Source organism: Mesorhizobium sp. B2-4-12 (genome assembly GCF_006441575.1).
Lineage (GTDB): Bacteria > Pseudomonadota > Alphaproteobacteria > Rhizobiales > Rhizobiaceae > Mesorhizobium.
Window position 1 is genome coordinate 76,586 of the sequence record NZ_VFVC01000013.1, and the last position, 21,642, is coordinate 98,227.

The following is a 21,642-nucleotide window of genomic DNA, read 5'->3' on the forward strand; positions in this document are numbered from 1 at the left end:
GCAGCCAGGCCGGCGATATCGCCACTGCCCGCGCCGACGACAATCGCACTCGTCCGTCCAGGCCTTCCGCAGCGCACCGGCCGGCTCAATCGACTGGTCCGCCAAACTTAGTTCATTGGGCGCGACATACGGTCTGGAACCAAGCTGGCAAGCCGCGCTATTGGTCTGGAATGACCAAACCGGCACTTCCTTACCTTGCCCTTGATCCGGCGACCCGCCACCTGAGGCTCGACCCGCACGGGCCGGCCTTCTTCCTGAACCCGTACGAGGCCTATGCCTTCCTGCATGGCGTCTCGAATGCGTTCTACTGGGAGGAGTTCGGGTTCTGGTGCTTTGGCGGCTTCGATGATGTCAACCGGCTGCTGCGCGACCGCCGCTTCGGCCGCCAGAACCCGGCCGGCATTCCCGACAGCCGCGGCATCGGCGAGGACCGCAGCCATCTCGAGGCATTCGACGGCATCGAGGCGAACTCCATGCTCGAACTGGAACCGCCGGTGCACACGCGGCTGAGGACACTGGTCAACCGGGCCTTCGTCTCACGCCAGGTCGAACGGCTGCGGCCGCGTGTCGAAGCCCTCGCCCACGAGCTGATCGATTGTTTCGAAGGAGAGAAAACCGTCGACCTGCTGCCGGCCTTCGCTTCTCCCCTGCCGATCACCATCATCGCCGAAATGCTCGGCGTGCCGGTCGAGATGGGGCCGCAACTGCTCGACTGGTCACATCAAATGGTCGCCATGTATATCCATGGCCGTACCCGCGAGACCGAGGACACCGCCAACCGCGCGGCACGCGAGTTCTCCGATTTCCTGCGCGGCTACGTCATCGAGCGACGCAAGAACCCGGGCGACGACCTGCTGTCGCTGCTGATCTCGGCGCAGGAGGACGGCCAGAAACTATCGGAAGACGAGATGGTGTCCTCTGCCATCCTGCTGCTCAATGCCGGGCATGAAGCGACCGTGCATCAGACCGGCAACGCGGTGCGCTCTATCCTGGCGCAGAGCGGCGACCCGCGCCGCTTCTTCACGTCGCCCGAAGGAACCGCTGCTACCGTAGAGGAATGCCTGCGCTTCGACGCGCCGCTGCATATGTTCACGCGCTATGCCTATCAGGAGATCGAGATCGCCCCGGGCATCATCGTGCAACCGGGCGAGACGATCGGGCTTTTGCTTGGCATGGCCAATCACGATCCGCGCGGCTTCGCCGAACCTCTGGCCTTCCGGCCGGATCGTGCGGACCAGAAGAACGTGTCCTTCGGCGCCGGCATCCATTTCTGTATCGGCGCGCCGCTGGCCAGGCTGGAGCTGCAGGTGTCGCTGAAGACGCTGTTCGATCGGCACCCGCAACTGCATCTTGCCGAGGAACCGCGCTTCCGCGACACCTACCACTTCCATGGGCTGGAAAAGCTCGCCGTCGGCTTCTGAACGATCGCGGGCCCGAGGTTGCGCGAGTTCCCGGCCAAAACAGCTCACAGCTTGATCACATACTCCTTGCAAGTCGTTTCAAGCACTTCCCAGCTGCCCTTGAAGCCCGGCCGCAGAACGAAACTGTCGCCGGCCTTGACGGTGCGCGCTTCGCCACCGTCCTCCGCGATAACCGAAACGCCAGACAGGATGTGGCAGAATTCCCATTCGTCGTAGACGATGCGCCACTTGCCCGGCGTCGATTCCCAGATACCTGCGTAGAGCCCACCGTCCCGCTCCTCGACGTTCCAGGTGCGGAATTTCGGATCGCCCGAGATCAGCCGGTCCGGCGCCGGCGCGCCAGATTCGGGCTCGACGGTCTTGGTGTCGACGGAAAGAAAGCTAGACATCAGCGATCAAACCTTGGCGAGCGCCTGTTCGAGGTCGGCGACGATATCGCTGACGTCCTCAATGCCGATGGAAAGCCGCACGGTGTCCGGGCCGGCGCCGGCCTTGACCTTCTGCTCGTCCGAAAGCTGGCGGTGCGTGGTCGACGCGGGGTGAATGACGAGCGATTTGGTGTCGCCGACATTGGCCAGATGCGAGAACAATTCCAGCGCCTCGACGAATTTGACGCCGGCCTCGTAGCCGCCCTTGAGGCCGAAGGTAAACACGGCGCCAGCGCCCAAGGGCGAGTACTTTTTCTGCAGCGCGTTGTTCTTGTCGCTGGGCAGGCCTGGATAATTCACCCAGGCGACCTTGGGATGGTTTGATAGCCAGCCGGCGACCGTGACCGCGTTGTCGCAGTGGCGCTGCATGCGCAGCGGCAAGGTTTCAAGACCGGTCAGGATGAGGAAGGCATTGAAGGGCGAGATCGCAGGTCCGAGATCGCGCAGGCCGAGCACGCGCGCGGCGATGGCGAAAGCGAAATTGCCGAAGGTTTCGTGCAGCACGAGACCGCCATATTCAGGGCGCGGTTCCGACAGCATCGGGTATTTGCCGGACTTCGACCAGTCAAAGGTGCCGCCGTCGACGATGACGCCGCCGATCGAATTGCCGTGGCCGCCGATGAACTTGGTCAGCGAATGAACGACGATGTCGGCGCCATGCTCGATCGGCCGGATCAGGTAGGGCGAGGCCAGCGTGTTGTCGACGATCAGCGGCAAGCCGTGCTTGCGCGCGATCTCGCCGATCTTTTCGATATCGACAAAAGTGCCGCCGGGGTTTGCGAGGCTCTCGATGAAGATCGCCTTGGTCCTGTCGTCGATCTGACTCTCGAAGGTGGAGACGTCGTTGGTGTCGGCCCACCGCACTTCCCAGCCGTAATTCTTGAAGGCATGGCCGAACTGGTTGATCGAACCGCCATAAAGCTTGTTGGCGGCGACGAAATTATCGCCCGGCTGCATCAGATTGTGGAACACGATCACCTGCGCGGCGTGGCCGGAGGCGACGGCAAGCGCAGCCGTGCCGCCCTCGAGCGCGGCAACGCGTTCCTCGAGCACCGCCTGGGTGGGGTTCATGATGCGGGTGTAGATGTTGCCGAAGGCCTTCAGCCCGAACAGCGATGCGGCATGATCGGCGTCGTCGAAGACAAAGGAGGTGGTCTGGTAGATCGGCGTGGCGCGCGCGCCAGTAGCCGGGTCGGGCTTGGCGCCGGCGTGGACGGCGAGCGTATTGAAACCGGGCGTACGGATCACTGAAACCTCCCTCGAGAATTTCTCAAAATTCGCCAGGCATTCTTGGCGAAGCCCGGACCGGAATGCAAAGAAGAAAATGCCTTTCGGCGCGCGATCTGCGATGAACGCGGGGGAAACTCAATCGCATCCCGGAAAATTTTTGCGCATCAGCGCTTGACCAAAATCTCTTGCGAAAAAAGCGATCCCGGTTTTCAGGTTGCGTCATTTCTGGCGCACACCAAAACTCTGGAAGCCTTGGCGCATCAACGGCTTTTTCGATGACAGCACGCCGGAATTGACACCGGTCCAGCCGATCTCGCCGGACAGCTTGCCGTACTCGATCTTGGGGCAGCGGTTCATCACCACCTTGATCCCGGCGGCCTCGGCGCGCGCGGCGGCCTCGTCATGGCGTACGCCAAGCTGCATCCAGATGACCTTGGGCAAAGGATCGAGCCGCAACACCTCGTCGACAATACCCGGCACCGCTGGCGGTGCGCGAAAGATATCGACCATGTCGATCGGCTCGGGCACATCGGCCAGCCTGGCATAGGTCATCCGGCCGAGGATTTCCTTGCCGGCCTGACCGGGATTGATCGGAAACACCGAGAATCCCTTGGCCAGCAAATATTTCAGCACGAAATAGCTCGGCCGCACGTCGTTGGCCGACGCGCCGACCATGGCGATGGTCTTCACCGAATTGAGGATGCCGCCGATATAGGCATTGTCATAGGTGTCGTGGTTCACTGGGCAACTGCCTTCCTGCGGTAGTGGTATCGGTAGAGTTCGCGGTTGAAGCCGAGCGAAGCGTAGAGTGCACGCCCGGGCACGTTGTCTGCCACGACCTGCAAGCAGGCAGCCGTGGCGCCTGCCCGCCGCGCCCAATCGATCAGGCTGCCAACGGTCCTGCGGCCGAGGCCTTGCTGCCTGAAGCGGGCATCCGTTTCAACCGATTCCACCACAAGCAGCCCATCGCGGATGACACCATAGGCCAGGGCAGCGATTTCGCTGTCGTATTCACAGGACACAAACGCGCGGTCGCCGACGATCAACCCGGTCATCTCCCGAAGGATGCGGCGATCGGCATCGTCATAGCCGCTCATGCGAAATCGCGCGCCGAACCAGTCCTCGCCCGGTGTGGCGGAAATCACGACCTTTTCGTCGCGCACCCGGGCCATCGCATCGATATCGGCGTAGAGATGGATCGTACCGCCTTCGACGGCATAACCGTGCTGGTCGAGAACCGCATCCATCTCGCCGGCGACACCGGGAACGCGAAACAACGGTATCTGGCCATAACCGGCATAAAAGGTCTCGGCAGAGGCAAGAGCTTCCGCCGGCCCTGCCCGGTTGCCGCGTAGCGGATTGACCGAATTGGTGCGGCGGATTCTGCCACCTGAGCGCCTCATAAGCCAGCCTTTGACGACCGTCTCGGTTGCCGCCGGCCAACCCTCGCGGCAAGCCTGCTCGACCCGCCAGTTGAGGTCATCCTCGACAGTCACGCGTCGTCCTCCCTCAGCGCTTCCTCCATGAAGGCCTGCGGATAGCCACGCGCTCGGCATCGAGCAAAGTGCGCTTGAGATACGTGCCTTGAGCCGCGTCAGCTGCTTGCGGTAAGCCATCAATCAGGCAGCGAAATCGTGCCGTCTTCTGCGATCGGAAAGGCCGGATTGTGTCCCACCTCCCAGACATGTCCGTCCGCATCGGCGAAGTAGCCATACCAGCCGCCCCAGAAGGCGCGGCCGGCCGGCTTGACGATGCGCCCGCCAGCCTGCTCCGCCAAGGCGAGCACCTCGTCGACTTCGGCATCGGAGCGGGTGTTGTAGGCGAGATAGATGGCGGAAGGAGCCCCAGCAAAAGTGATCCCGGAATCCGCCTCGGCGCTGGCGCGCGGGAACAGGCCGAGAATGGCACCGCCCATCTGGAAGAAGGCTACCCCGTCGGTAATCCCGGCATGGCGTTTCAAGCCCATCGCTTCATAGAAGCGTACTGCCCGGTCGAGATCATCCGTAGCGATGGTGATGATGGAGATACGCGGCTCCACGGCTAGTCGTCCATCCATTCCGGTTTACGCTTGCCGATGAAGGCGCCAATGCCCTCCTGCGCATCCCGCGCGAGCATATTCTCGACCATGACGCGGCCGGTATAGGCATAGGCATCCGCCAGCCCCATTTCGGCCTGCGCGTAGAAGGCTTCCTTGCCGGTCTTCACCACCAGAGATGACTTGGAAGCAATGGTTTGCGCGTATTTGGTGACAATCTGATTCAGGTACTCGCGCGGCACCACGCGGTTGACCAGGCCGAATTCCTTGGCCGTCGCGGCATCGATCGTCTCGCCGGTGAGCAGCATCTCCATCGCCTGCTTGCGCGAGACATTGCGCGAAAGCGCCACCATCGGCGTCGAGCAGAACAGGCCGATGTTGACGCCGGGGGTGCAGAAGGTCGCCTCATGCGAGGCGATCGCCAGATCGCAGCTCGCGACCAGTTGCAGGCCGGCGGCGGTCGCCAGGCCGTCGACTTCGGCGATCACGGGCACGGGATGGCGCACGATCGCCTGCATCAGCGTGGCGCAAGCGGCGAACGTCTCTTCGAAGAAGGCCTTGCCGCGATCGGCATCGGAGCGGCGCGCGGTCATCTCCTTCAAATCATGGCCGGCGCAAAAGACCTTGCCGGCAGCCGACAGCACGATGACGCGAACAGCCTTGTCCGCCTTGGCGCGGTCGAGTTCCGTGGTCAGCGCCGTCATTACGGAAAGCGACAGCGCGTTGGCGGGGGGGTTGGCGAGCGTCAGGCGCAGCACGCCTCTATCCAGGCTCGTCGTGACCGGGCCCTCCTCGGCGGCTGCAGGCGTGATGGCAAGGATTTCGGCCATGGCTAGGGTCTCCGCGATTCCGATCGGGCTGCCGGAGTATCTAATACCGGATCGGGTTTCATCCAACACCCATCGCTTGCGCCAGCCGGATGAAGGTGTTGCCAGAAACGCCCGGCTGCGCCCATACAGGCCTGTCGCAGAATGAGAGACCGACATGCCCGCCCAGACAAAACTCGAGCCGGTGCTGACCGCAGCGCAGATCAACGCGCTGATGGAAACCGTCTTTCCGCAACTCAACGAGAATTCCACCGCCTATGAGGCGATCGACGTATTTCCCGGCGGTTGCACGGTGCGGCTCAATGCCGGCGAACGGCATCTGCGTCCCGGCGGCACGGTGTCCGGACCTGCCCTGTTCACGCTGGCCGACATCGGTGGTTATGTCTGCGTGCTCAGCCATGCCGGGCCGGACGCGCTCTCGGTCACGACCAACCTCAACATCAACTTCGTGCGCAAGGCCGAGGCCGGGCCGATCGACGGCCATTGCCGCATCCTGAAGCTGGGAAAGAACCTGATGCTGTTCGACATCGATATCGTCGCCGGCCCGGAAGGGCAGACGGTGGCGCATGCCACCGGTACGTATTCGATCCCGCCGAGACGAGCTTAATCACTTACGTGATGTTGGATTTTTCTCTAATGTGTATATATATGCGCACAGGCGATCTTTGCTGGAGCGTGATAGTCGTAAAATCGTGAAACGCCTGAGGGATGAAGGTTTCGAGCTGATCTCGGTGCGCGGTTCACACCACAAGTTCCGCAAAGGCGAGATCGTGTTGATTGTTCCCCATCCGGAAAAGGATCTGCCAACCGGCACAGCTCGTGCGATCGCCAAGCAAGCGGGCTGGATTAGGACCGCGTGAACGGTTTGGAGGCTAGGGTGAAGAATTATTTCGCATTGGTCGACAAGGAGGCCGATAGCGCGTTCGGCATTCGCTTTCCTGATATTCCCGGCTGTTTTTCGGCTGCGGACGAAGCCAAGGACATCGTGCCGAACGCGACCGAAGCACTGCAACTGTGGGCGGAGGATATGCCCGTCCCCGAGCCGTCCAGCCACGAAGCGATTGTCGCGCTTCCCGACATACGCAGCGCACTCGCTGGAGGCAGCTATCTGGTTTCTGTACCGCTCATCGATAATGACAGCGCCGTCGTCCGGGCAAATGTGACCTTCGAGCGCGGCGTATTGCGGGCCATCGACGCGGCCGCGCGCGAACGCGGCATTACCAGATCAGCCTTCCTCTCAAGCGCGGCCCGCAAGGAGATTGAAGCAAAGCACTAAGCGCGGCAGGCCACGCCAAATCGGTGCGGTAAAATAATACCTCTCATCTAACTACGTGTTTTGGCGATACTTTCTCTGACGCAAGACTTTCAATGCGCCTTGACGCTGCGCCGCCCCTCGCCTATAAGCCCCTCACGAAGCAGCGGCCCGCAAAGGCCGCCGTTTTGTTATTGCCGACGGGCACGGGCCTTTCGGCAATCCAAGCAACAAGAAACGCCTTCCTCGTGAAGGTCAGAACCGAAAGCAGAAAACATGACAACCTTTTCGCAGAAGCCTGCGGATGTGGTGAAGAAGTGGATCCTGATCGACGCCGAGGGTCTCGTCGTCGGCCGTCTCGCCACTGTCATCGCCAATCATCTTCGCGGCAAGCACAAGCCGACCTTCACCCCGCATGTCGACGACGGCGACAATGTCATCGTCATCAATGCCGATAAGGTGGTGTTCACCGGCAAGAAGTTCACCGACAAGGTCTACTACTGGCACACCGGGCATCCCGGCGGCATCAAGGAGCGCACCGCGCGCCAGCTGCTCGAGGGCCGTTTCCCCGAGCGTGTCGTCGAGAAGGCCGTTGAGCGCATGGTCCCGCGTGGCCCGCTCGGCCGCCGCCAGATGAAGAACCTGCGCGTCTATGCAGGCGCGGAGCATCCGCACGTCGCCCAGCAGCCTGAAGTCCTCGACGTGGCCAAGCTGAATTCCAAGAACAAGAAGGTCGCATAAGATGGCTGAGCTTTCCTCGCTCGCAGAACTGGGCGCCGCCACCGGCAACTCCAACGCGCAGGCCGCGGCCCCCGTCCACGTCCAGAAGCTCGACAAATCGGGCCGCGCCTATGCCACCGGCAAGCGCAAGAACGCCATCGCGCGTGTCTGGGTGAAGCCGGGTTCCGGCAAGATCGTCGTCAACGACAAGGAATTCGCGACCTATTTCGCGCGTCCGGTCCTGCAGATGATCCTCAACCAGCCGATCATCGCCTCCAACCGCTCGGGCCAGTACGACATCGTCGCCACTGTCGTCGGCGGCGGCCTCTCCGGCCAGGCCGGCGCGGTGCGTCACGGCATCTCCAAGGCGCTGACCTACTACGAGCCGGCGCTGCGCGCCGTGCTCAAGAAGGGCGGCTTCCTGACCCGCGACAGCCGCGTCGTCGAGCGCAAGAAGTACGGCAAGGCGAAGGCCCGTCGTTCGTTCCAGTTCTCGAAGCGCTAAGCGTTTCGAACTGCCGATACCGAAAAGGCCGCCTCCGAGCGGCCTTTTTGTTTTGTTATGCGCACCCGGTCATTGTCGCGCTATCACCGAACCCCACCTTCGTGGCCTCCTCATAGGTGGCGTCACGCTTGGTGCACCCGTGGCCCGCCCGATATGAAAACCTGCTGCTCTTGCCATTCCGGGGCGGAGAATTTGCCGCGGCCCTTCCACTTCCCCTCGATGGGGAGGTCGGCACGAAGCGCCGGGAGAGGTGACGAGCCAGCGTTCGGTTGCTTAGTTGATGCTCGCCGTGTGCGCCTGCTCCGCAGGCCGCGCATCGTTGGTATAAGGCACACGGTAACCGTTCGCCGCCAGCCAATCAATTGCCGCCTTCGGCTCGTCGGTCTGGATGATGCTGGCGCCGCGGTCGACCCAGAACCCCCAGGCTTCGCGCGGCAGGCTGGCCTGCACCGCCAGTTCGTCCCCGCGGCCGCCGGCCAGGAAGCCGCCCGGCTTGTTGACGATGGCGTAGGTATCGGCCCAGATGTGCCAGTTTCCCCGTACCGCGACCGCCCGCATGCGCGTGCTGAACAGCGGTCCGCCAGTTTCGGTCAGCGTCTCGGCGCCTGCCCGCCAGTTGATCAGCTCGATTGCTCGTGGCGAGAAGGAGTGGTCGACCGTCTCGGCGAAACCGGCATCGTGCACCGCGTCATCGGCGATGATCGGCATGAACTGAAAGCCGCCGCCGATCGCGGCCATGGCGGTCTTCACCGTGGCAATCCGGTTCTGGTTCCACAAGTTCTCCTTGACGATGACCTGGTCGGCCATACCGAGATCCCGGGCGACCGCGATCATGCCCGGCAGGTCGCCGACTTCAAGCTTGTTGTCGAGATTGATGACGATCCTGTCCCGGGTCGCCAGCAGCATCTCGCGCAGCGTCGAGACCCGTTCGTCGGTGACGGCGCGGGTGCCTTCGACCACCAGTCGGCAGGTCTTCAGTTCGGCCAGCGTGTACCTCACCACCTCGCCCTTGCAGGTCGTGGTGCGATCGAGCCAGCTGTCATGCATGACGACGAACTCGCCGTCCTTCGAGCGCCTGATGTCGACCTCGACGATCTCGGCGCCCATGGCGATCGAGCCCTCGACAGCCGCGAGCGAATTCTCCGCGTAGAGCGTCTTGCCGGCCTGCATGCTGCCGGCGCGATGCGCGGCCACCATGACATGGTCGCGCCACTGGTTGGCATTTTCGAACCGGTCGAGGATTTGTCTGGCGCGGGTTTCGCCGGCCACTGACTCGCCAGCAGATGCCACAAGCGCCGTGGAAAACAGAAGGCTCAACCAGAGGGTCCGCATCGAGAATCGCTCCTTGCCGGATCGAGATCCGGATAGGCGATGCCCGTGACAAGCAGGTGAACGAAGCCGGCTAGCGGATGCTCGCCTCAGAGGCGCTTCGATTCGCGGCGGAACCACGCTATCGCCGGCGTTTCGACGAAGCGCCAGGTGATCCACGACACCGCGATGGTGGCGGCCAGCATGATGACGATCGCCACCGTCCCGGCCCAGCCGGCACCGAACCCCGTCGCGGGTTGGCCACGCAGGACGATGTCACCGACAAGATCGAGGTCGAGCTTGCGCCCGACGAGCCCGGCGAGGTTGATCATGCGCGCCTGGACGAAGAGATGGACCATGTAGATCGAGTAGGACAGCGCGCCGAGCGTCAGCATGAACGGCACCCTCAACATAGCGGAAATCCAGCCGCCTTCATGGGCGAAGAGAAACAGCGCCAGCGCGAACACGAGGGGTGCTGCGATGCCAAAATCATTGCCGCCCGCCAGCGAGACGAAAACGACGATGACCGCCACCATGACCATTTCAGCCAGCGTCCAGTTCATCCGCGGGCCGCTCCTGGCGAGGATCTGTCGCGCCCCTGCAATGGAATCATGCTGAAACCAGGCTAGCAGGGCGCCGAGCGAGAAGCCGTAGAGGCAGCGGATGAAGCCGAAATCATAGGACACATCCATATGGTGCGTGGAGAAGCCGAGCAGGAACAGCGGCGCGGTGACGGCAGCGGCGACGAACCACACCCAGGCGCGCGCGCCGGCGACGAACACCACGCCCGCGAACAGGAGGTAGGCGAAGAACTCCGCCGAAATGCTCCAGCTCGGCGCATTCCAGGTCAGTCGATCCTCGAAGCCGACACCCTGCAGCAACAGAAGATTGGCAAGCAGGCTCTTCAGATCGAACCCTTCGGTGAAGGGTGCGGCGCCGGTGCCATGCAGTGCCGGCAACAGCAGCCGCAGCAGTTCAAACCCCGCGAAGGCGGCAAGCATCAGCAGATGCAGCGGGTAGATGCGACCGAAACGCACCAGCGCGAAGCGGGCGACCTGTGCCGGCTGGCTCAGCCGATTGGCGTAGTTGCCGGCGATGACGAAACCGGAAAGGACAAAGAAGAAATCGACGACCAAATAGGACGAACCGATGAAGCCGCTCTGCGAGATCGCCGAAGCGGTCGGAAAATGAAACAGCGCCACCAGCAGGGCGCAGATGCCGCGCCACGAATCGAGCACCTGGAAGCGTTCGCCGGCGATCGTGCCGGCGTGGGTCGACACCACAGCATGAGACGGATTAAGAAACGCGGTCTGCGTCATAATGATACAACCCTGTGTTGCTGTGGTACCCGGGCGGCGCCGTTTCGTCTCCCCAAGCTATGACTGGCATCTTCCATGCCGGTTCTGTAGTTGTTGCACCCCGATAAAAACGAGGATTCGTAATGGCGAACAAGAACATCGACCACGCCTTCACCGCCCGTTCCAAAACGGGCGCCGCATTCGAGCCGACCTATTCCGGCGCGCTGTCGTTCATGCGCCGTCGGTACACCAAGGATGTGAAAGGCGCGGACGCGGTGGTGTGGGGCATTCCGTTCGATGCCGCCGTTACCAACCGGCCCGGCGCCCGTTTCGGGCCGCAGGCGATTCGTCGTGCCTCGGCGATCCTCGACAATGATCCGCAGTACCCCTTCTCACGCGACCTGTTCGAGCATCTCGCCGTGGTCGACTACGGCGATTGCCTGCTCGATTCCGGCAACCATCAGAAGACGCCGGCAGCGATCGAACGCGAAGCGTCGAAGATATTGAAGTCAGGCGCCTTCCTGCTGACCCTCGGCGGCGATCATTTCGTGACGTGGCCACTGCTCAAGGCGCATGCCGCCATCCACGGACCGCTTGCTTTGGTACAGTTCGACGCCCATCAGGACACATGGCCCGATGACGGCAAGCGCATCGACCATGGATCCTTCGTCGGCCGCGCGGTCAACGAGGGCATCATCGATCCCGACCGTTCGATTCAGATCGGCATCCGCACCCATGCGCCCGACACGTTCGGTATCAAGATCCTTTACGGCCACGAGATCGAGGAGATGCGCGCCTCCGACATTGCCTACGCCATCGTCGACCGCACCGGCGGCAAGAAGACCTATCTGACCTTTGACATCGACTGCCTCGACCCCGCCTACGCGCCCGGCACCGGCACGCCGGTTGCCGGCGGGCCATCCTCGGCGAAAATCCTGTCGACGCTGCGCCAGCTCAACCAGATCGATATTGTCGGTGCTGATGTGGTGGAGGTTGCGCCGGCCTATGATCACGCCGATATTACGGCGATCGCCGGCTCGATGATCGCCATGCAATATCTCGGTCTGCTGGCGGAGCGGAAGGCGCGACAGGAAGAATTGAATAACGGCCACAATGGCGCCGCCGTGAATCACGGTAACGGCATATAGTCTTGAAACTTCAGGGAATTTGATCAGGCAATGAAACCGAAAATCTTCATCGACGGCGAGCACGGCACCACCGGCCTCCAGATCCGGGCGCTGCTTGCCGAGCGTGGCGATCTCGAGATCATTTCCATTCCTGCCGAGCGCCGCAAGGAAACGGCGGCGCGCGCCGAATTCCTCAATGCCGCCGACATCGCGATCCTGTGCCTGCCGGACGATGCGGCGAAGGAAAGCGTCTCGCTCATCACCAACGACACCACCAAGGTCATCGATGCGTCGACCGCGCATCGTGTCGCCGAAGGCTGGGAATATGGTTTCGCCGAAATGGACAAGGAGCAGGCGAAGAAGATCGCCTCGGCCAAGCGCATCGCCAATCCCGGCTGCTGGCCGCAGGGGCCGATCGCGACGCTCAGGCCACTGGTCACCGCCGGTCTGCTGCCGGCCGATTTCCCGATCACGGTCAACGGCATTTCGGGCTATTCGGGCGGCGGACGTCCGATGATCGAGGACTACGTCGCCAAGGGCGAGGACGCCTCGGAGTTCCTGCCCTATGGGCTGACCTTGCAGCACAAGCATGTGCCGGAGCTGCGGGCCTACGCGAAGCTGTCGCATGATCCGATCATGCAGCCGGCTGTCGGCAATTTTGCCCAAGGCATGATCACGGTGGTGCCGCTGCAGCTCGGCGGCCTCGACTATGTGCCGACGGGTGCGGAGTTGCATGCGGCCATTGCCGACCATTTCGCCGCCATCAAGGGCGGCGTGGTCGAAGTGGCGCCCTATACGCATCTGGAACGCATGCCGGAGATCGATCCTGAGATCTACAACGGCACCAACCGCATGAAGCTCTATGTCTTCGCCAACGACGACAGAGCGCAGGCGCTGCTGCTGGCGGTCTATGACAATCTCGGCAAGGGCGCCTCGGGCGCGGCCGTCCAGAACATGGACCTGATGCTCGGCCTTTGATGGACGGACCCGCATTTCCGGCGCGCTGGAGGGTCAGCGCGCCCGAACTCATCGCCGAGACCTTTCGAGCCGTATCTGGAAGGTGCGGTTCGAGGACGGCTCGCCGGCCATAGGCGCTCAAACCGTTCGACGATGTCGCCGACGAGGTGCGTGGCGAAGCGGACACGGCTGCGAAAGCGGTCAAGGCCAGCCCGCACCGTCCGCCGCAGCGTCGCAGGCCGAATTCGACGGCGGTAGGACCACGCAGTCGAACGAATTCTGGATGTGACCTTTGACCCGGCTCGGATCAGCTCCTGACCGCGACCTCATGCGGGAGCGGATAGGCACCTTTGGTGCCGCGCCAATGGGCGGCGGCAAAACCGAGCACAACCAGCGCGAACCCCTGATGCGTCAGCGCCATATGCAGGGGCACCTGCATCAGCAGCGTGCCGATGCCGATAGAGGCCTGCACTAGCACCAGCACGAACAGCAGCGTCGCGCGGCGGGCATGGGTTGAGCCGGGCAGCCGACGGCGCGTGGTGATCATGTGCCAGAGCGCGACGGCGAAGATCGTGTAGGCGCCGAAGCGATGTATGAACTGCACCGTCTTCGGGTTCTCGAAGACGTTGCGCCATACCGGCTCGAGGATCAGCAGATCGCCCGGGATAATCCTGCCATCCATCAGCGGCCAGGTGTTGTAGCTCATCCCGGCGTCGAGACCGGCGACCAGGCCGCCGAGATAGATTTGGATCAGCGCCAGAAGCACGATGAAACCGGCCAATCTCTGCGTCGAGCGATCGGCGGCGGGCTCGGAATGCGGCGCCAGCCCGCGGGCGACGACCATGGTCGCGGTGAAGATCAGTGCCGCCAGCGTCAGGTGCGTGGCCAGCCTGTACTGGCTCACCGACACACGGTCGACCAGGCCTGAGGCCACCATCCACCAGCCAATAGCGCCCTGCAGGCCGCCGAGGAGAAGAATTCCCGCAAGTTTCGGTCCGAGCCCGCGCTCTATCCGGCGCGTCACCCAGAAGAACAGCAGCGGCAAGGCAAAGACCAGGCCGACGCTGCGCGCCAGCAGACGGTGCGCCCACTCCCACCAGAAGATCGACTTGAATGCCTCGATAGTCATGCCCTTGTTGAGCTCGGTGTATTGCGGGATCTGCTGATAGCGCTGGAATTCCTCCTGCCACTCGCCCTCATTGAGCGGCGGGATGACGCCATGGATCGGCTGCCATTCGGTGATCGACAGGCCGGACTCGGTCAGCCGCGTCGCGCCGCCAACCAGCACCAACGCAAACAGCACCAGAAGCACGACGTAGAGCCAGCCGCGCACCAGCGCCCGGTTGCGCAGGTCGCGGTCACGGGCCTGGTAAGGCGTGGCAGCAGTGATGGCGGCCATGAATCTATCCCGGCAGGTTGATGTCGCGGATTGGTGGACCATCGCATTCCTGCTGGCAAGACCGGACGGCGCGGCACGCCGTCGCGCCGCCTGTCACGGGTTGCGCGTGCCGTGTGTTCGGCCTAAGCGATAGCGAACAACGAGGCCAAGCCATGCCTATTCGCCTGAAAAAGCTGATCGGAATGTTCCTGCTGGTGGCGCTGGTTATCATCTACGCGCTGGTCGCATCGATCTTAGCGGTCGCCCGCCTGTCGGAATCGGGCGCGTGGGTGCATTTCTTCTTCTTTCTGCTCAGCGGCCTGCTCTGGGTGCTGCCGGCCATGGGCATCATCAAGTGGCTGATGCTGGAGCCACGCGCCAAGCGCTGAGCCATGCCTTGGCAGCCCGTCAGACGGTGACGACCATCTTGCCGGCATTGGCGAGCGGCGTCGTCACGCCCGACAGCATGGTGCGGATATGGGCAAGGCTCTGGTAGCGGCCGTTGACCGAAATGCGGGGCAAAGCATGGAGAAAACCGGCATGTTCGGCGCGCAGCACACCATGGCGGGTCGTCACGGCGGAGGCATAGCCGGCCTCGCGGGCAAAGCCCACTTCGCGGCAGCCGACGGCGCTTGCATAGCCATAAGGGTAGGCAAAATGGCGCGGCTCCCTGCCGAGCCTGGCCCGCAACATATCCTTCACAGCGCCGATCTCGTGTCGCGCATCGGCCTCGGAAAGCCGCTTCAGATTGCTGTGGTTGATGGTATGGGCGCCGATCGTCACCAGCGGATGCGCGGCGATGGTGCGAATCTCATTCCAGTTCATCAGGGTCCGCAGGCGCGGAGCATCCGCGTCGATGCCATTGGAAGTGGCCAGATCGCGCAGCACAGTCCTAAGGTCTTCCTCGCGAACCTCGGTGGCGAGGTAGGCGTGCAACCGGGCTATGGCCTGACGCTTCCTGGCGGGGGTCGCGCAATCAATCACGATTGGACTATTTGAGGTCGCCAGCGTCAGCCGGTCGCAGGCATTGACGATATCCTCGGTCACATCCCACCACAGATCGGCGGTACCGTCGATCAGTCCCGGGGCGACATAGATGGTGATCGGCGCGCCGTGCTTTTCCAGCACCGGCAGCGCCTCCGTCATGTTGTCACGATAGGCATCGTCGGCGGTGATGGTGGCGAACCGACCACCTTTGCCGCCTGCCTCGATGCGCTCCACGGCTTCGTCCATCGAGACGAAGGCATAGCCGTCCGCCTTCATGTCGGCGATCACGGCATCGAGGAAGCCGGGCGCGATGTTGAGGTGCCGGTTTGCGCTATCCGGCTTTTCGGGTGTCGCTGTCACGCGGTGCAGCATCAGGATGGCGCCGATGCCGCCGACAAACGGTCTGGCCAATGGGGCGAGGCCGGTATAGCGCGCGACGTTGAGCGCCAGTTTTCGGATAGCCTCCCCACCGTCGATCATTCATTCACCTTTTGCGCCTAGGCTGATCCAAGCACGGAACACGCCTGAGCGCCCCCCCAAATCGGGATCAATACGCCTTAAGGATTGAGGTATGGTTGACGCAATGGCGCCATTTGACGGCAATCGGCTTGCGGCGACCGAGGCATCACCACGCGCCCTGCCTGGGGGTGCCACCGGGCCATCGATCTCGGTCGCGGGCGCCGAGGGGCTGGCGGCCTATGCGAAGTTCTGCCGCTCGGCGGTCTGTGCGCCGGCACAGGGCGCGACCTGGGTCATGAACTGGGCCGCGCAGGTCAAGCCCGAACTCCTCGTGGCTACGCTCGCTCTCGAAGGCAAGCCGGTCTTTGCACTGGCGCTGGAAGTTGTGAACCAGGGACGGTTCCGAGTCGCCCGTTTCATGGGCGGCCGGCACGCCAACGGCAATTTCGCGGCCGCTGACCCGCAATGGCTGGCCAATGCGGATGTCGCCGCCATCCGTTCGATGCTTGCGGCCGTCGCCAAATCCCGTCCGGACATCGATCTCATCGCGCTGGAACGCTTGCTGCCCAAGCTCGATGATATCGCCAATCCGCTGGCGTCGCTTGCACGTTTTTCCAGCCCCAATCTTTCGCTGGCCGCCGACCTTGCCGGAGGCTTCGATGCGTTGCTGCTGCGCGCCGGCGGAAAGCGCAAACGCAAGAAGCATCGTTCGCAGACCCGCAAATTCGAGGCAGTCGGCAGCCACCGGCGCATCGAGGCTCGCAGCTCGGACGAGGTGGAGCGGTTGCTCGACGCCTTCTTCGAGATGAAGGAGCTTCGCTTTCGCAAGATGGGCATTGCCAACGTCTTCGGCGACGATCCGACGCGCGCCTTTTTCCGAGGGCTGTTTACCCAGGCCTTGGACCAGCCCGAGCCTCCTTTCGTGCTGCACGGACTGGAGGTTGCCGGCAAGCTGCGCGCTATCACCGGATCGAGCCGCTCGGGCAGGCGGCTGATCTGCGAGTTCGGAGCGATCGCCGAGGACGATCTCGCGCACACCAGTCCCGGCGACTTCCTGTTCTTCGACAACATCCAGGAGGCCTGCGAGACGGGTTTCGCGGTCTATGATTTCTCCGTCGGCGACGAGCCCTACAAGCGACAATGGTGCGATATCGAAACGCAGCATTTCGAGGTGCTGGTCCCGCTGACGCTGAAGGGCCGTGCGCTGGCATTGATGCTTCGCCAGAATGCACGGCTGAAGGCTTTCATCAAGAACAGCCCGGCGATCTGGAAGCTGGCCAAGATGCTGCGCCGTAAGTCAGCCGGACAGGCAGCACCCCCGGCTGGCGAGGACGACAGCTAAGCTCGCCGTAAAGTGAGCAAGCCTCCCAACGGCTGTTCTTTCAAGCCGCGGAGCGCTGACCCGGGGTGCCGGGCGGTTCGTGGCCAAGCGGCGTAACAAGGGTCAGGTCGGGATAGCCGTTCTCGATCAGCTTGACGGCGGCTCGCGTCACTTCGTCGTCCGGCTCGAGCATGGACAGGAACACCTCGGTGGCATCGCTGCCCAGGCGGCTGATGCCTTGCGCGTCGGCCGGTCCGCATTCGACCACCACCAGATCATAGGCCGTGGTCAGCGACTGCATGATGATCGGCAGCCTGTCGGCGGCGCGCATGGCGCGGACCGGGTCGGCCGTGCCAACGGGGATGACATGGCAGTCGGAATAAAGATCGGCATGGATCACGTCGCTGAACTGCGCCTGCGAGGCGAGCAGATCGGTGATGCCCGGGAAAAGCCCGCTGTCGAGCATCGGCCGCGAGGCGGCGCCCGAGGCGGTGAGGTCGAGCAGCAGGACGCGCAGGCCGGCGTCGGACACCTCACGCGCCACCAGGATCGCCGACGCGGCCGCCTCGTCGCCTTCGGGCGAAACGAATATGGCGCGCGCGGCCCCGCTCGCGATCAGCTTTTCAGCGGCCTTCTCGATATCGATCTCGCCAAGCACGGAGCGTGGCCGCGGGATCTCCGTGACAGGCTCGGCTTCAGCCACTGGCTTGGCCTCAGCCATAGGCTTGGCCTCAGCCATGGGCGCGGCCCCGGCGACAGGGGCGGCATGGGCGGCAGATACTGCCTCCACAGCTGGCTGGGGCTGCGCGATCATCTCCGGGCCCATGACCGTTTCGGGCAATGGCGCTTCGGCGGCGCGATTGGCGGGCTTGCTGGCGACAGGCGGTTCCAGGCGAGCAGATGGCTCTTGATGGACAGTCGGCGGCATCGGCACTTCGTCGATCGGCTCAAAGCGGGCTCCTGTGGCCGGGCGCATTGCTCGGCCCGAGAAGAGCTCCCGCAACAGCGTGAACACCGCCGCCAGCAGAAGCGAAGCCGCTGCGGCCGCACCGATGATCGGCCCGACCTTGGGAAAGTATGGCTCGGCGGGCACCAAGGCCGGCGAGACGATGCGGGCATCCACCGGGACATAGTTGCGGTCCTGACGCGAAGCCGCCTCGCGGTAGTTGGTCAGGTAGAGTTCGAGCTGCTGGCGCTTGGCGGCGGCATCGCGCTGCAGCGCGTCGAGGCCGACCTGCTGTTCGCCGGCCTGCGCCGAAGCCGCTTTGAGCGTGTTGACGTCCGCGACGAGCTGGTTTTCGCGCGCCTTGGCCGCGTCCGCCTGCATCACAAGGCCCCTCATGACCTTCTGGGCTTCGCTGCGGATCTGCGCATCGAGGTCGGCCAACTGCGATTTCGCGGCGCGGATGCGCGGATGATTGTCGAGCAGTGTCGTCGACATATCGGCGATGTTGGCGCGCAGCTCGACCTGCCGCTCACGCAGACGCTGGATCAGGTCGGACGACAGCACTTCCGGCAGCGAATCCAGCGAGCCGCCGTTCTGCAGCGCCTTGCGCACACTGTCGGCGGTGCCTTCGGCCGCGGCGCGGTTGGCCCGCACCCGGGACAATTCGGTCGACAACTCGGCCAGTTGCTGGGTGGCCAGAACGGAATTGTTGCCGCCAATCAGGAGGTCGGACTGGCCGCGGTAGGCCGCGACCTTGGCCTCGGCATCCTTGACCTGCTTCGACAGGTCGGCGATCTCGGGCGCCAGAAAGTCGGCGGCAGCAGTGTTCGATTCGCGCTTGGCCGCACCCTGCCCCGCAATATAGGCGGCGGCGATGGCATCGGGAATGGCGGCGGCGAGCTTGGGATCCTCCGAGGAGAACTCGATGGCAATGATGCGGGTCTTTTCAACACCATAGACGTTGAGCTTCTCACCCATCTTCTTCAGGACACGCTCGTCGGCCGGAACGTCCATCGGGTCGTTTTTCAAGCCGAGCAGGATCAGCACGCGGCTCAGGGAGGACATATTGATCGTTTCGTCGAACTCAGGCAGCCGCGACAGGCCGAGCTTCTGCGCCACCTGCTTCAGGATCTCGTTGGACGAAATTATCTGGACCTGGGTGGCAACGCCTTGCTCGTCGAGGATCGGCTTGTCGCCGTCAGTGTTGCCGGCCGGACGGGTGTAGACGGATTCGCGCGGAACGATCTCCACCTGCGTCTGGGCCTTGTAATGCCGGGTCGCGAGCGAAGCGAACGCGAACGTCAGTCCTGTCACCACCAGAACGAAGACCAGGATGCGCAGCCAATTCCTCGCCAGGCTGGCGAAAAGCTGCCTGAGATCAACGTCGACATCTGCGGCCGCGGATTGAACGGACATGCATCCCTACTCCGAAACTGGGTCGGGATGCACCGTAAACAACTATGGTAACTCAGCCGTTAAGATCACGGTAAGTTTTGGTTAGCATTTACGCGCGAACGGGAAGAAAAACGATAAACCAGCAAATACGGCGAAATTCTCGCCGGCGTAAACGGCATCAGCCGACTCCTTTACCGGCCATTAACCCTAACAGGATGATAACGAGCCCGATCCCAGATCTTTGCTGCGATGCGGCAGCGGCCAGTCGAAGGTACGTATCCGGTCATGAAAAGCACTGCTTCCCTCTTTCGCGCACTGCTTGCCGTATCGATGCTCGCCGGCTGCTCCAGCTACCGGCCGACGCCGGCAGCCTTCCACGAGATCCTCGACCAGCCCTACCGTCTCGGTGCCGGCGACCGTGTCCGTGTCACGGTGTTCGAGCAGGACGGGCTGACCAATACCTACAGTGTGGACCAATCGGGCTATATCTCTTTCCCGCTCGTCGGCGCGATACCGGCCCGCGGCCACACCGCGCAGCAGATGGAAAAGGCGATCGCCGACAAGCTGCGGCAAGGCTATCTGCGCGACCCCGACGTCTCGGTCGAGATCGATCGCTACAGGCCGATCTTCGTCATGGGCGAAGTCGGCGCCGCCGGCCAGTATTCCTACGTACCCGGCCTGACCGTGCAGAAGGCCATCGCCATTGCCGGCGGCTTCACGCCACGCGCGAATCAGGAAAGCGTCGACATCACGCGCGACATCAACGGCAAGGTGATGACCGGCCGCGTGGTCACCTCGGACCCGCTGCTGCCCGGAGACACCGTCTACGTTCGTGAACGCCTGTTCTGAATGACACCACGTGGCGGACAAGCTCAGGATCGTCCACTGCTTTCGTTCACCCGTCGGAGGAATTTTCCGGCATGTGCGCGATTTGACGGAAGCGCAGGCCGCCGCCGGTCACATGGTGGGCATCGTCTGCGATTCGACCACGGGCGGCGAATTCGAGGAGCGTCTGTTCGCGCAGATGAAGGAGACGCTGGCGCTCGGCATCCACCGCACGCCAATGCAGCGTCATGTCGGCCCGGGCGACCTCGCCTCGGCCAGACGCACCTACAGGATCATCAAGGAATTGCGGCCGGACGTGCTGCACGGGCACGGCGCCAAGGGTGGCGCCTATGCCCGTCTGTTCGGCTCACTGTTGCGGGTGTCAAGGTCTCGCGTAGCCCGCCTTTATTCGCCGCATGGCGGCTCCCTCCACTATGACGAGAACACCGCCACCGGAAAGATGTTCTTCGCGCTCGAGCGCTTCATGGCGCGCTTCACCGATTGCCTGCTGTTCGTCTCCGATTATGAGCGGCGGACCTATCGCAGGAAGGTGGGCGAACCGCCCATTCCGAACGCGCTGGTCTACAACGGCTTGCGCGCGGCCGAATTCGAACCCGTGATCGCCAACGCCGATCAGGCGGACCTGCTCTATATCGGCATGATGCGGGATCTCAAGGGGCCAGACATCTTCATCGATGCCCTGGCCGCCGCCGGCCCTCGCCTCGGCCGCGCGCTGAGCGCGGTGATGGTCGGCGACGGCGACGACCTGCCACGCTACCACGTACAAGTGCGGCGCCTGGGACTTGAGGGCCATGTCCGTTTCCTGCCACCAATGCCGGCCAGGGAGGCTTTCGCGCTGGCGGCGCTCGTCGTGGTTCCTTCGCGTGCCGAGGCGATGCCCTATATCGTGCTGGAGGCCCTTGCCGGGGCAAGGCCGATGATCGCGACAGCCGTCGGCGGCATACCAGAGATTTTTGGTTCCGATTCCCCTGCCCTGATCCGGCCCGATGCGGCCGAGCTTGCCGGCAAGATGAGCCAGGCGCTGACCGACCTTGCCGCCTATCGCGAACTGATGCCCGACAGTTCCGGCCTCAGGGCGCGTTTCGGCGCCGACGTCATGGCCGCCGAAATCGAGAAAGCCTACTTCGCCGCGCTCGACAGCTAGTCCAAGCCCTTCCAAAGCCATGCGTTGCTTCAAGGGTTTCTTAGCTCTCTTTTGCTAT

General features: G+C 63.2%; 23 protein-coding genes. 12 read left to right on the plus strand and 11 right to left on the minus strand.

Annotation, left to right across the window (positions count from 1 at the left end; genetic code table 11):
* Positions 1 to 170 precede the first annotated feature (170 nt).
* A complete protein-coding gene (locus FJ934_RS10690; RefSeq protein ID WP_140609491.1) occupies positions 171 to 1,421 on the plus strand; it encodes a cytochrome P450 in 1,251 nt (416 codons plus the stop codon).
* A 44-nt stretch (positions 1,422 to 1,465) separates the two neighbouring features.
* Here FJ934_RS10690 and FJ934_RS10695 read toward each other — a convergent pair whose 3' ends face one another.
* From FJ934_RS10695 to FJ934_RS10720, 6 genes are all read right to left on the minus strand, one after another.
* Entirely contained in the window at positions 1,466 to 1,810 is a 345-nt protein-coding gene (locus tag FJ934_RS10695) for a cupin domain-containing protein (protein WP_140609493.1), read from the minus strand.
* A 6-nt stretch (positions 1,811 to 1,816) separates the two neighbouring features.
* Positions 1,817 to 3,097 carry an O-acetylhomoserine aminocarboxypropyltransferase gene (locus FJ934_RS10700; protein ID WP_140609495.1) on the minus strand — a complete coding sequence of 427 codons (1,281 nt, stop codon included), beginning with the start codon at positions 3,095 to 3,097 and terminating at the stop codon, positions 1,817 to 1,819.
* 201 nt (positions 3,098 to 3,298) lie between these two features.
* Entirely contained in the window at positions 3,299 to 3,820 is a 522-nt protein-coding gene (locus FJ934_RS10705) for a CoA-binding protein (RefSeq protein ID WP_140609497.1), read from the minus strand.
* Positions 3,817 to 4,575 (minus strand): GNAT family N-acetyltransferase, encoded by a 759-nt coding sequence (locus FJ934_RS10710; protein WP_246671482.1) that lies wholly within the window; start codon positions 4,573 to 4,575, stop codon positions 3,817 to 3,819. The genes FJ934_RS10705 and FJ934_RS10710 overlap by 4 nt, the downstream gene beginning before the upstream one ends.
* Positions 4,576 to 4,694: 119 nt before the next feature.
* Positions 4,695 to 5,117: a VOC family protein gene (locus FJ934_RS10715; protein WP_140609498.1), complete on the minus strand. Its 423-nt coding sequence runs from the start codon at positions 5,115 to 5,117 to the stop codon at positions 4,695 to 4,697.
* A 2-nt stretch (positions 5,118 to 5,119) separates the two neighbouring features.
* On the minus strand, positions 5,120 to 5,944 hold the full coding sequence (locus tag FJ934_RS10720) for an enoyl-CoA hydratase (protein ID WP_140609500.1): 825 nt from the start codon (positions 5,942 to 5,944) through the stop codon (positions 5,120 to 5,122).
* A 154-nt stretch (positions 5,945 to 6,098) separates the two neighbouring features.
* Between FJ934_RS10720 and FJ934_RS10725 the strand changes: the two genes are divergently transcribed.
* From FJ934_RS10725 to rpsI, 5 genes are all read left to right on the plus strand, one after another.
* Entirely contained in the window at positions 6,099 to 6,548 is a 450-nt protein-coding gene (locus tag FJ934_RS10725) for a PaaI family thioesterase (RefSeq protein WP_140609502.1), read from the plus strand.
* Positions 6,549 to 6,609: 61 nt separating this feature from the next.
* The gene (locus tag FJ934_RS10730; protein WP_140609569.1) at positions 6,610 to 6,801 is read left to right on the plus strand and encodes a type II toxin-antitoxin system HicA family toxin; all 192 of its coding nucleotides are present in this window, start codon (positions 6,610 to 6,612) and stop codon (positions 6,799 to 6,801) included.
* Between the two features lie 17 nt (positions 6,802 to 6,818).
* Positions 6,819 to 7,217, plus strand: a complete 399-nt coding sequence (locus FJ934_RS10735) for a type II toxin-antitoxin system HicB family antitoxin (protein WP_140609505.1) — start codon at positions 6,819 to 6,821, stop codon at positions 7,215 to 7,217.
* A gap of 252 nt (positions 7,218 to 7,469) precedes the next feature.
* A complete protein-coding gene (rplM, locus tag FJ934_RS10740; RefSeq protein WP_010915638.1) occupies positions 7,470 to 7,934 on the plus strand; it encodes a 50S ribosomal protein L13 in 465 nt (154 codons plus the stop codon).
* 1 nt (position 7,935) lies between these two features.
* Entirely contained in the window at positions 7,936 to 8,418 is a 483-nt protein-coding gene (gene rpsI / locus FJ934_RS10745) for a 30S ribosomal protein S9 (protein ID WP_140609507.1), read from the plus strand.
* 273 nt (positions 8,419 to 8,691) lie between these two features.
* Here rpsI and FJ934_RS10750 read toward each other — a convergent pair whose 3' ends face one another.
* Together FJ934_RS10750 and FJ934_RS10755 are read right to left on the minus strand one after the other, a co-directional pair.
* The gene (locus FJ934_RS10750; RefSeq protein WP_140609509.1) at positions 8,692 to 9,750 is read right to left on the minus strand and encodes a glycerophosphodiester phosphodiesterase family protein; all 1,059 of its coding nucleotides are present in this window, start codon (positions 9,748 to 9,750) and stop codon (positions 8,692 to 8,694) included.
* Between the two features lie 86 nt (positions 9,751 to 9,836).
* Positions 9,837 to 11,045, minus strand: coding sequence for an acyltransferase (locus tag FJ934_RS10755; protein ID WP_140609511.1), 1,209 nt, complete (start codon positions 11,043 to 11,045; stop codon positions 9,837 to 9,839).
* A 122-nt stretch (positions 11,046 to 11,167) separates the two neighbouring features.
* Here FJ934_RS10755 and speB point away from each other — a divergent pair, with 122 nt between their 5' ends.
* Both speB and argC read left to right on the plus strand, forming a co-directional pair.
* The gene (gene speB, locus FJ934_RS10760; RefSeq protein ID WP_140609513.1) at positions 11,168 to 12,172 is read left to right on the plus strand and encodes an agmatinase; all 1,005 of its coding nucleotides are present in this window, start codon (positions 11,168 to 11,170) and stop codon (positions 12,170 to 12,172) included.
* A 30-nt stretch (positions 12,173 to 12,202) separates the two neighbouring features.
* Positions 12,203 to 13,129: an N-acetyl-gamma-glutamyl-phosphate reductase gene (argC, locus tag FJ934_RS10765; RefSeq protein ID WP_140609515.1), complete on the plus strand. Its 927-nt coding sequence runs from the start codon at positions 12,203 to 12,205 to the stop codon at positions 13,127 to 13,129.
* Between the two features lie 286 nt (positions 13,130 to 13,415).
* On the opposite strand, the gene FJ934_RS10775 is transcribed toward argC, so the two are convergent.
* Positions 13,416 to 14,507 (minus strand): COX15/CtaA family protein, encoded by a 1,092-nt coding sequence (locus tag FJ934_RS10775; RefSeq protein ID WP_140609517.1) that lies wholly within the window; start codon positions 14,505 to 14,507, stop codon positions 13,416 to 13,418.
* A 152-nt stretch (positions 14,508 to 14,659) separates the two neighbouring features.
* Between FJ934_RS10775 and FJ934_RS10780 the strand changes: the two genes are divergently transcribed.
* Complete coding sequence (locus tag FJ934_RS10780) at positions 14,660 to 14,875, plus strand: DUF2842 domain-containing protein (protein WP_140609519.1); 216 nt, start codon at positions 14,660 to 14,662, stop codon at positions 14,873 to 14,875.
* 19 nt (positions 14,876 to 14,894) lie between these two features.
* Here the strand turns inward: FJ934_RS10780 and FJ934_RS10785 are convergent, their stop codons facing one another.
* Positions 14,895 to 15,953, minus strand: coding sequence for a polysaccharide deacetylase family protein (locus tag FJ934_RS10785; protein ID WP_140609521.1), 1,059 nt, complete (start codon positions 15,951 to 15,953; stop codon positions 14,895 to 14,897).
* 91 nt (positions 15,954 to 16,044) lie between these two features.
* On the opposite strand from FJ934_RS10785, the gene FJ934_RS10790 reads away from it, so the two are divergent.
* The gene (locus tag FJ934_RS10790; protein WP_140609523.1) at positions 16,045 to 17,274 is read left to right on the plus strand and encodes a GNAT family N-acetyltransferase; all 1,230 of its coding nucleotides are present in this window, start codon (positions 16,045 to 16,047) and stop codon (positions 17,272 to 17,274) included.
* Between the two features lie 40 nt (positions 17,275 to 17,314).
* Here FJ934_RS10790 and FJ934_RS10795 read toward each other — a convergent pair whose 3' ends face one another.
* Entirely contained in the window at positions 17,315 to 19,615 is a 2,301-nt protein-coding gene (locus tag FJ934_RS10795; protein WP_140609525.1) for a Wzz/FepE/Etk N-terminal domain-containing protein, read from the minus strand.
* 264 nt (positions 19,616 to 19,879) lie between these two features.
* Between FJ934_RS10795 and FJ934_RS10800 the strand changes: the two genes are divergently transcribed.
* On the plus strand, positions 19,880 to 20,443 hold the full coding sequence (locus FJ934_RS10800) for a polysaccharide biosynthesis/export family protein (protein ID WP_140609527.1): 564 nt from the start codon (positions 19,880 to 19,882) through the stop codon (positions 20,441 to 20,443).
* Between the two features lie 10 nt (positions 20,444 to 20,453).
* Entirely contained in the window at positions 20,454 to 21,584 is a 1,131-nt protein-coding gene (locus FJ934_RS10805) for a glycosyltransferase (protein WP_140609529.1), read from the plus strand.
* Positions 21,585 to 21,642: the final 58 nt, after the last annotated feature.

What these genes read in the sequence shown, in the direction of transcription:
- FJ934_RS10785 (WP_140609521.1), bottom strand. Translation starts at nt 15,953, where the DNA reads ATGATCGACGGTGGGGAGGCTATCCGAAAACTGGCGCTCAACGTCGCG.
- FJ934_RS10750 (WP_140609509.1), bottom strand. Translation starts at nt 9,750, where the DNA reads ATGCGGACCCTCTGGTTGAGCCTTCTGTTTTCCACGGCGCTTGTGGCA.
- speB (WP_140609513.1), top strand. Translation starts at nt 11,168, where the DNA reads ATGGCGAACAAGAACATCGACCACGCCTTCACCGCCCGTTCCAAAACG.
- rpsI (WP_140609507.1), top strand. Translation starts at nt 7,936, where the DNA reads ATGGCTGAGCTTTCCTCGCTCGCAGAACTGGGCGCCGCCACCGGCAAC.
- FJ934_RS10775 (WP_140609517.1), bottom strand. Translation starts at nt 14,507, where the DNA reads ATGGCCGCCATCACTGCTGCCACGCCTTACCAGGCCCGTGACCGCGAC.
- FJ934_RS10720 (WP_140609500.1), bottom strand. Translation starts at nt 5,944, where the DNA reads ATGGCCGAAATCCTTGCCATCACGCCTGCAGCCGCCGAGGAGGGCCCG.
- rplM (WP_010915638.1), top strand. Translation starts at nt 7,470, where the DNA reads ATGACAACCTTTTCGCAGAAGCCTGCGGATGTGGTGAAGAAGTGGATC.
- FJ934_RS10695 (WP_140609493.1), bottom strand. Translation starts at nt 1,810, where the DNA reads ATGTCTAGCTTTCTTTCCGTCGACACCAAGACCGTCGAGCCCGAATCT.
- FJ934_RS10800 (WP_140609527.1), top strand. Translation starts at nt 19,880, where the DNA reads ATGAAAAGCACTGCTTCCCTCTTTCGCGCACTGCTTGCCGTATCGATG.
- FJ934_RS10790 (WP_140609523.1), top strand. Translation starts at nt 16,045, where the DNA reads ATGGTTGACGCAATGGCGCCATTTGACGGCAATCGGCTTGCGGCGACC.
- FJ934_RS10690 (WP_140609491.1), top strand. Translation starts at nt 171, where the DNA reads ATGACCAAACCGGCACTTCCTTACCTTGCCCTTGATCCGGCGACCCGC.
- FJ934_RS10755 (WP_140609511.1), bottom strand. Translation starts at nt 11,045, where the DNA reads ATGACGCAGACCGCGTTTCTTAATCCGTCTCATGCTGTGGTGTCGACC.
- argC (WP_140609515.1), top strand. Translation starts at nt 12,203, where the DNA reads ATGAAACCGAAAATCTTCATCGACGGCGAGCACGGCACCACCGGCCTC.
- FJ934_RS10795 (WP_140609525.1), bottom strand. Translation starts at nt 19,615, where the DNA reads ATGTCCGTTCAATCCGCGGCCGCAGATGTCGACGTTGATCTCAGGCAG.
- FJ934_RS10725 (WP_140609502.1), top strand. Translation starts at nt 6,099, where the DNA reads ATGCCCGCCCAGACAAAACTCGAGCCGGTGCTGACCGCAGCGCAGATC.
- FJ934_RS10780 (WP_140609519.1), top strand. Translation starts at nt 14,660, where the DNA reads ATGCCTATTCGCCTGAAAAAGCTGATCGGAATGTTCCTGCTGGTGGCG.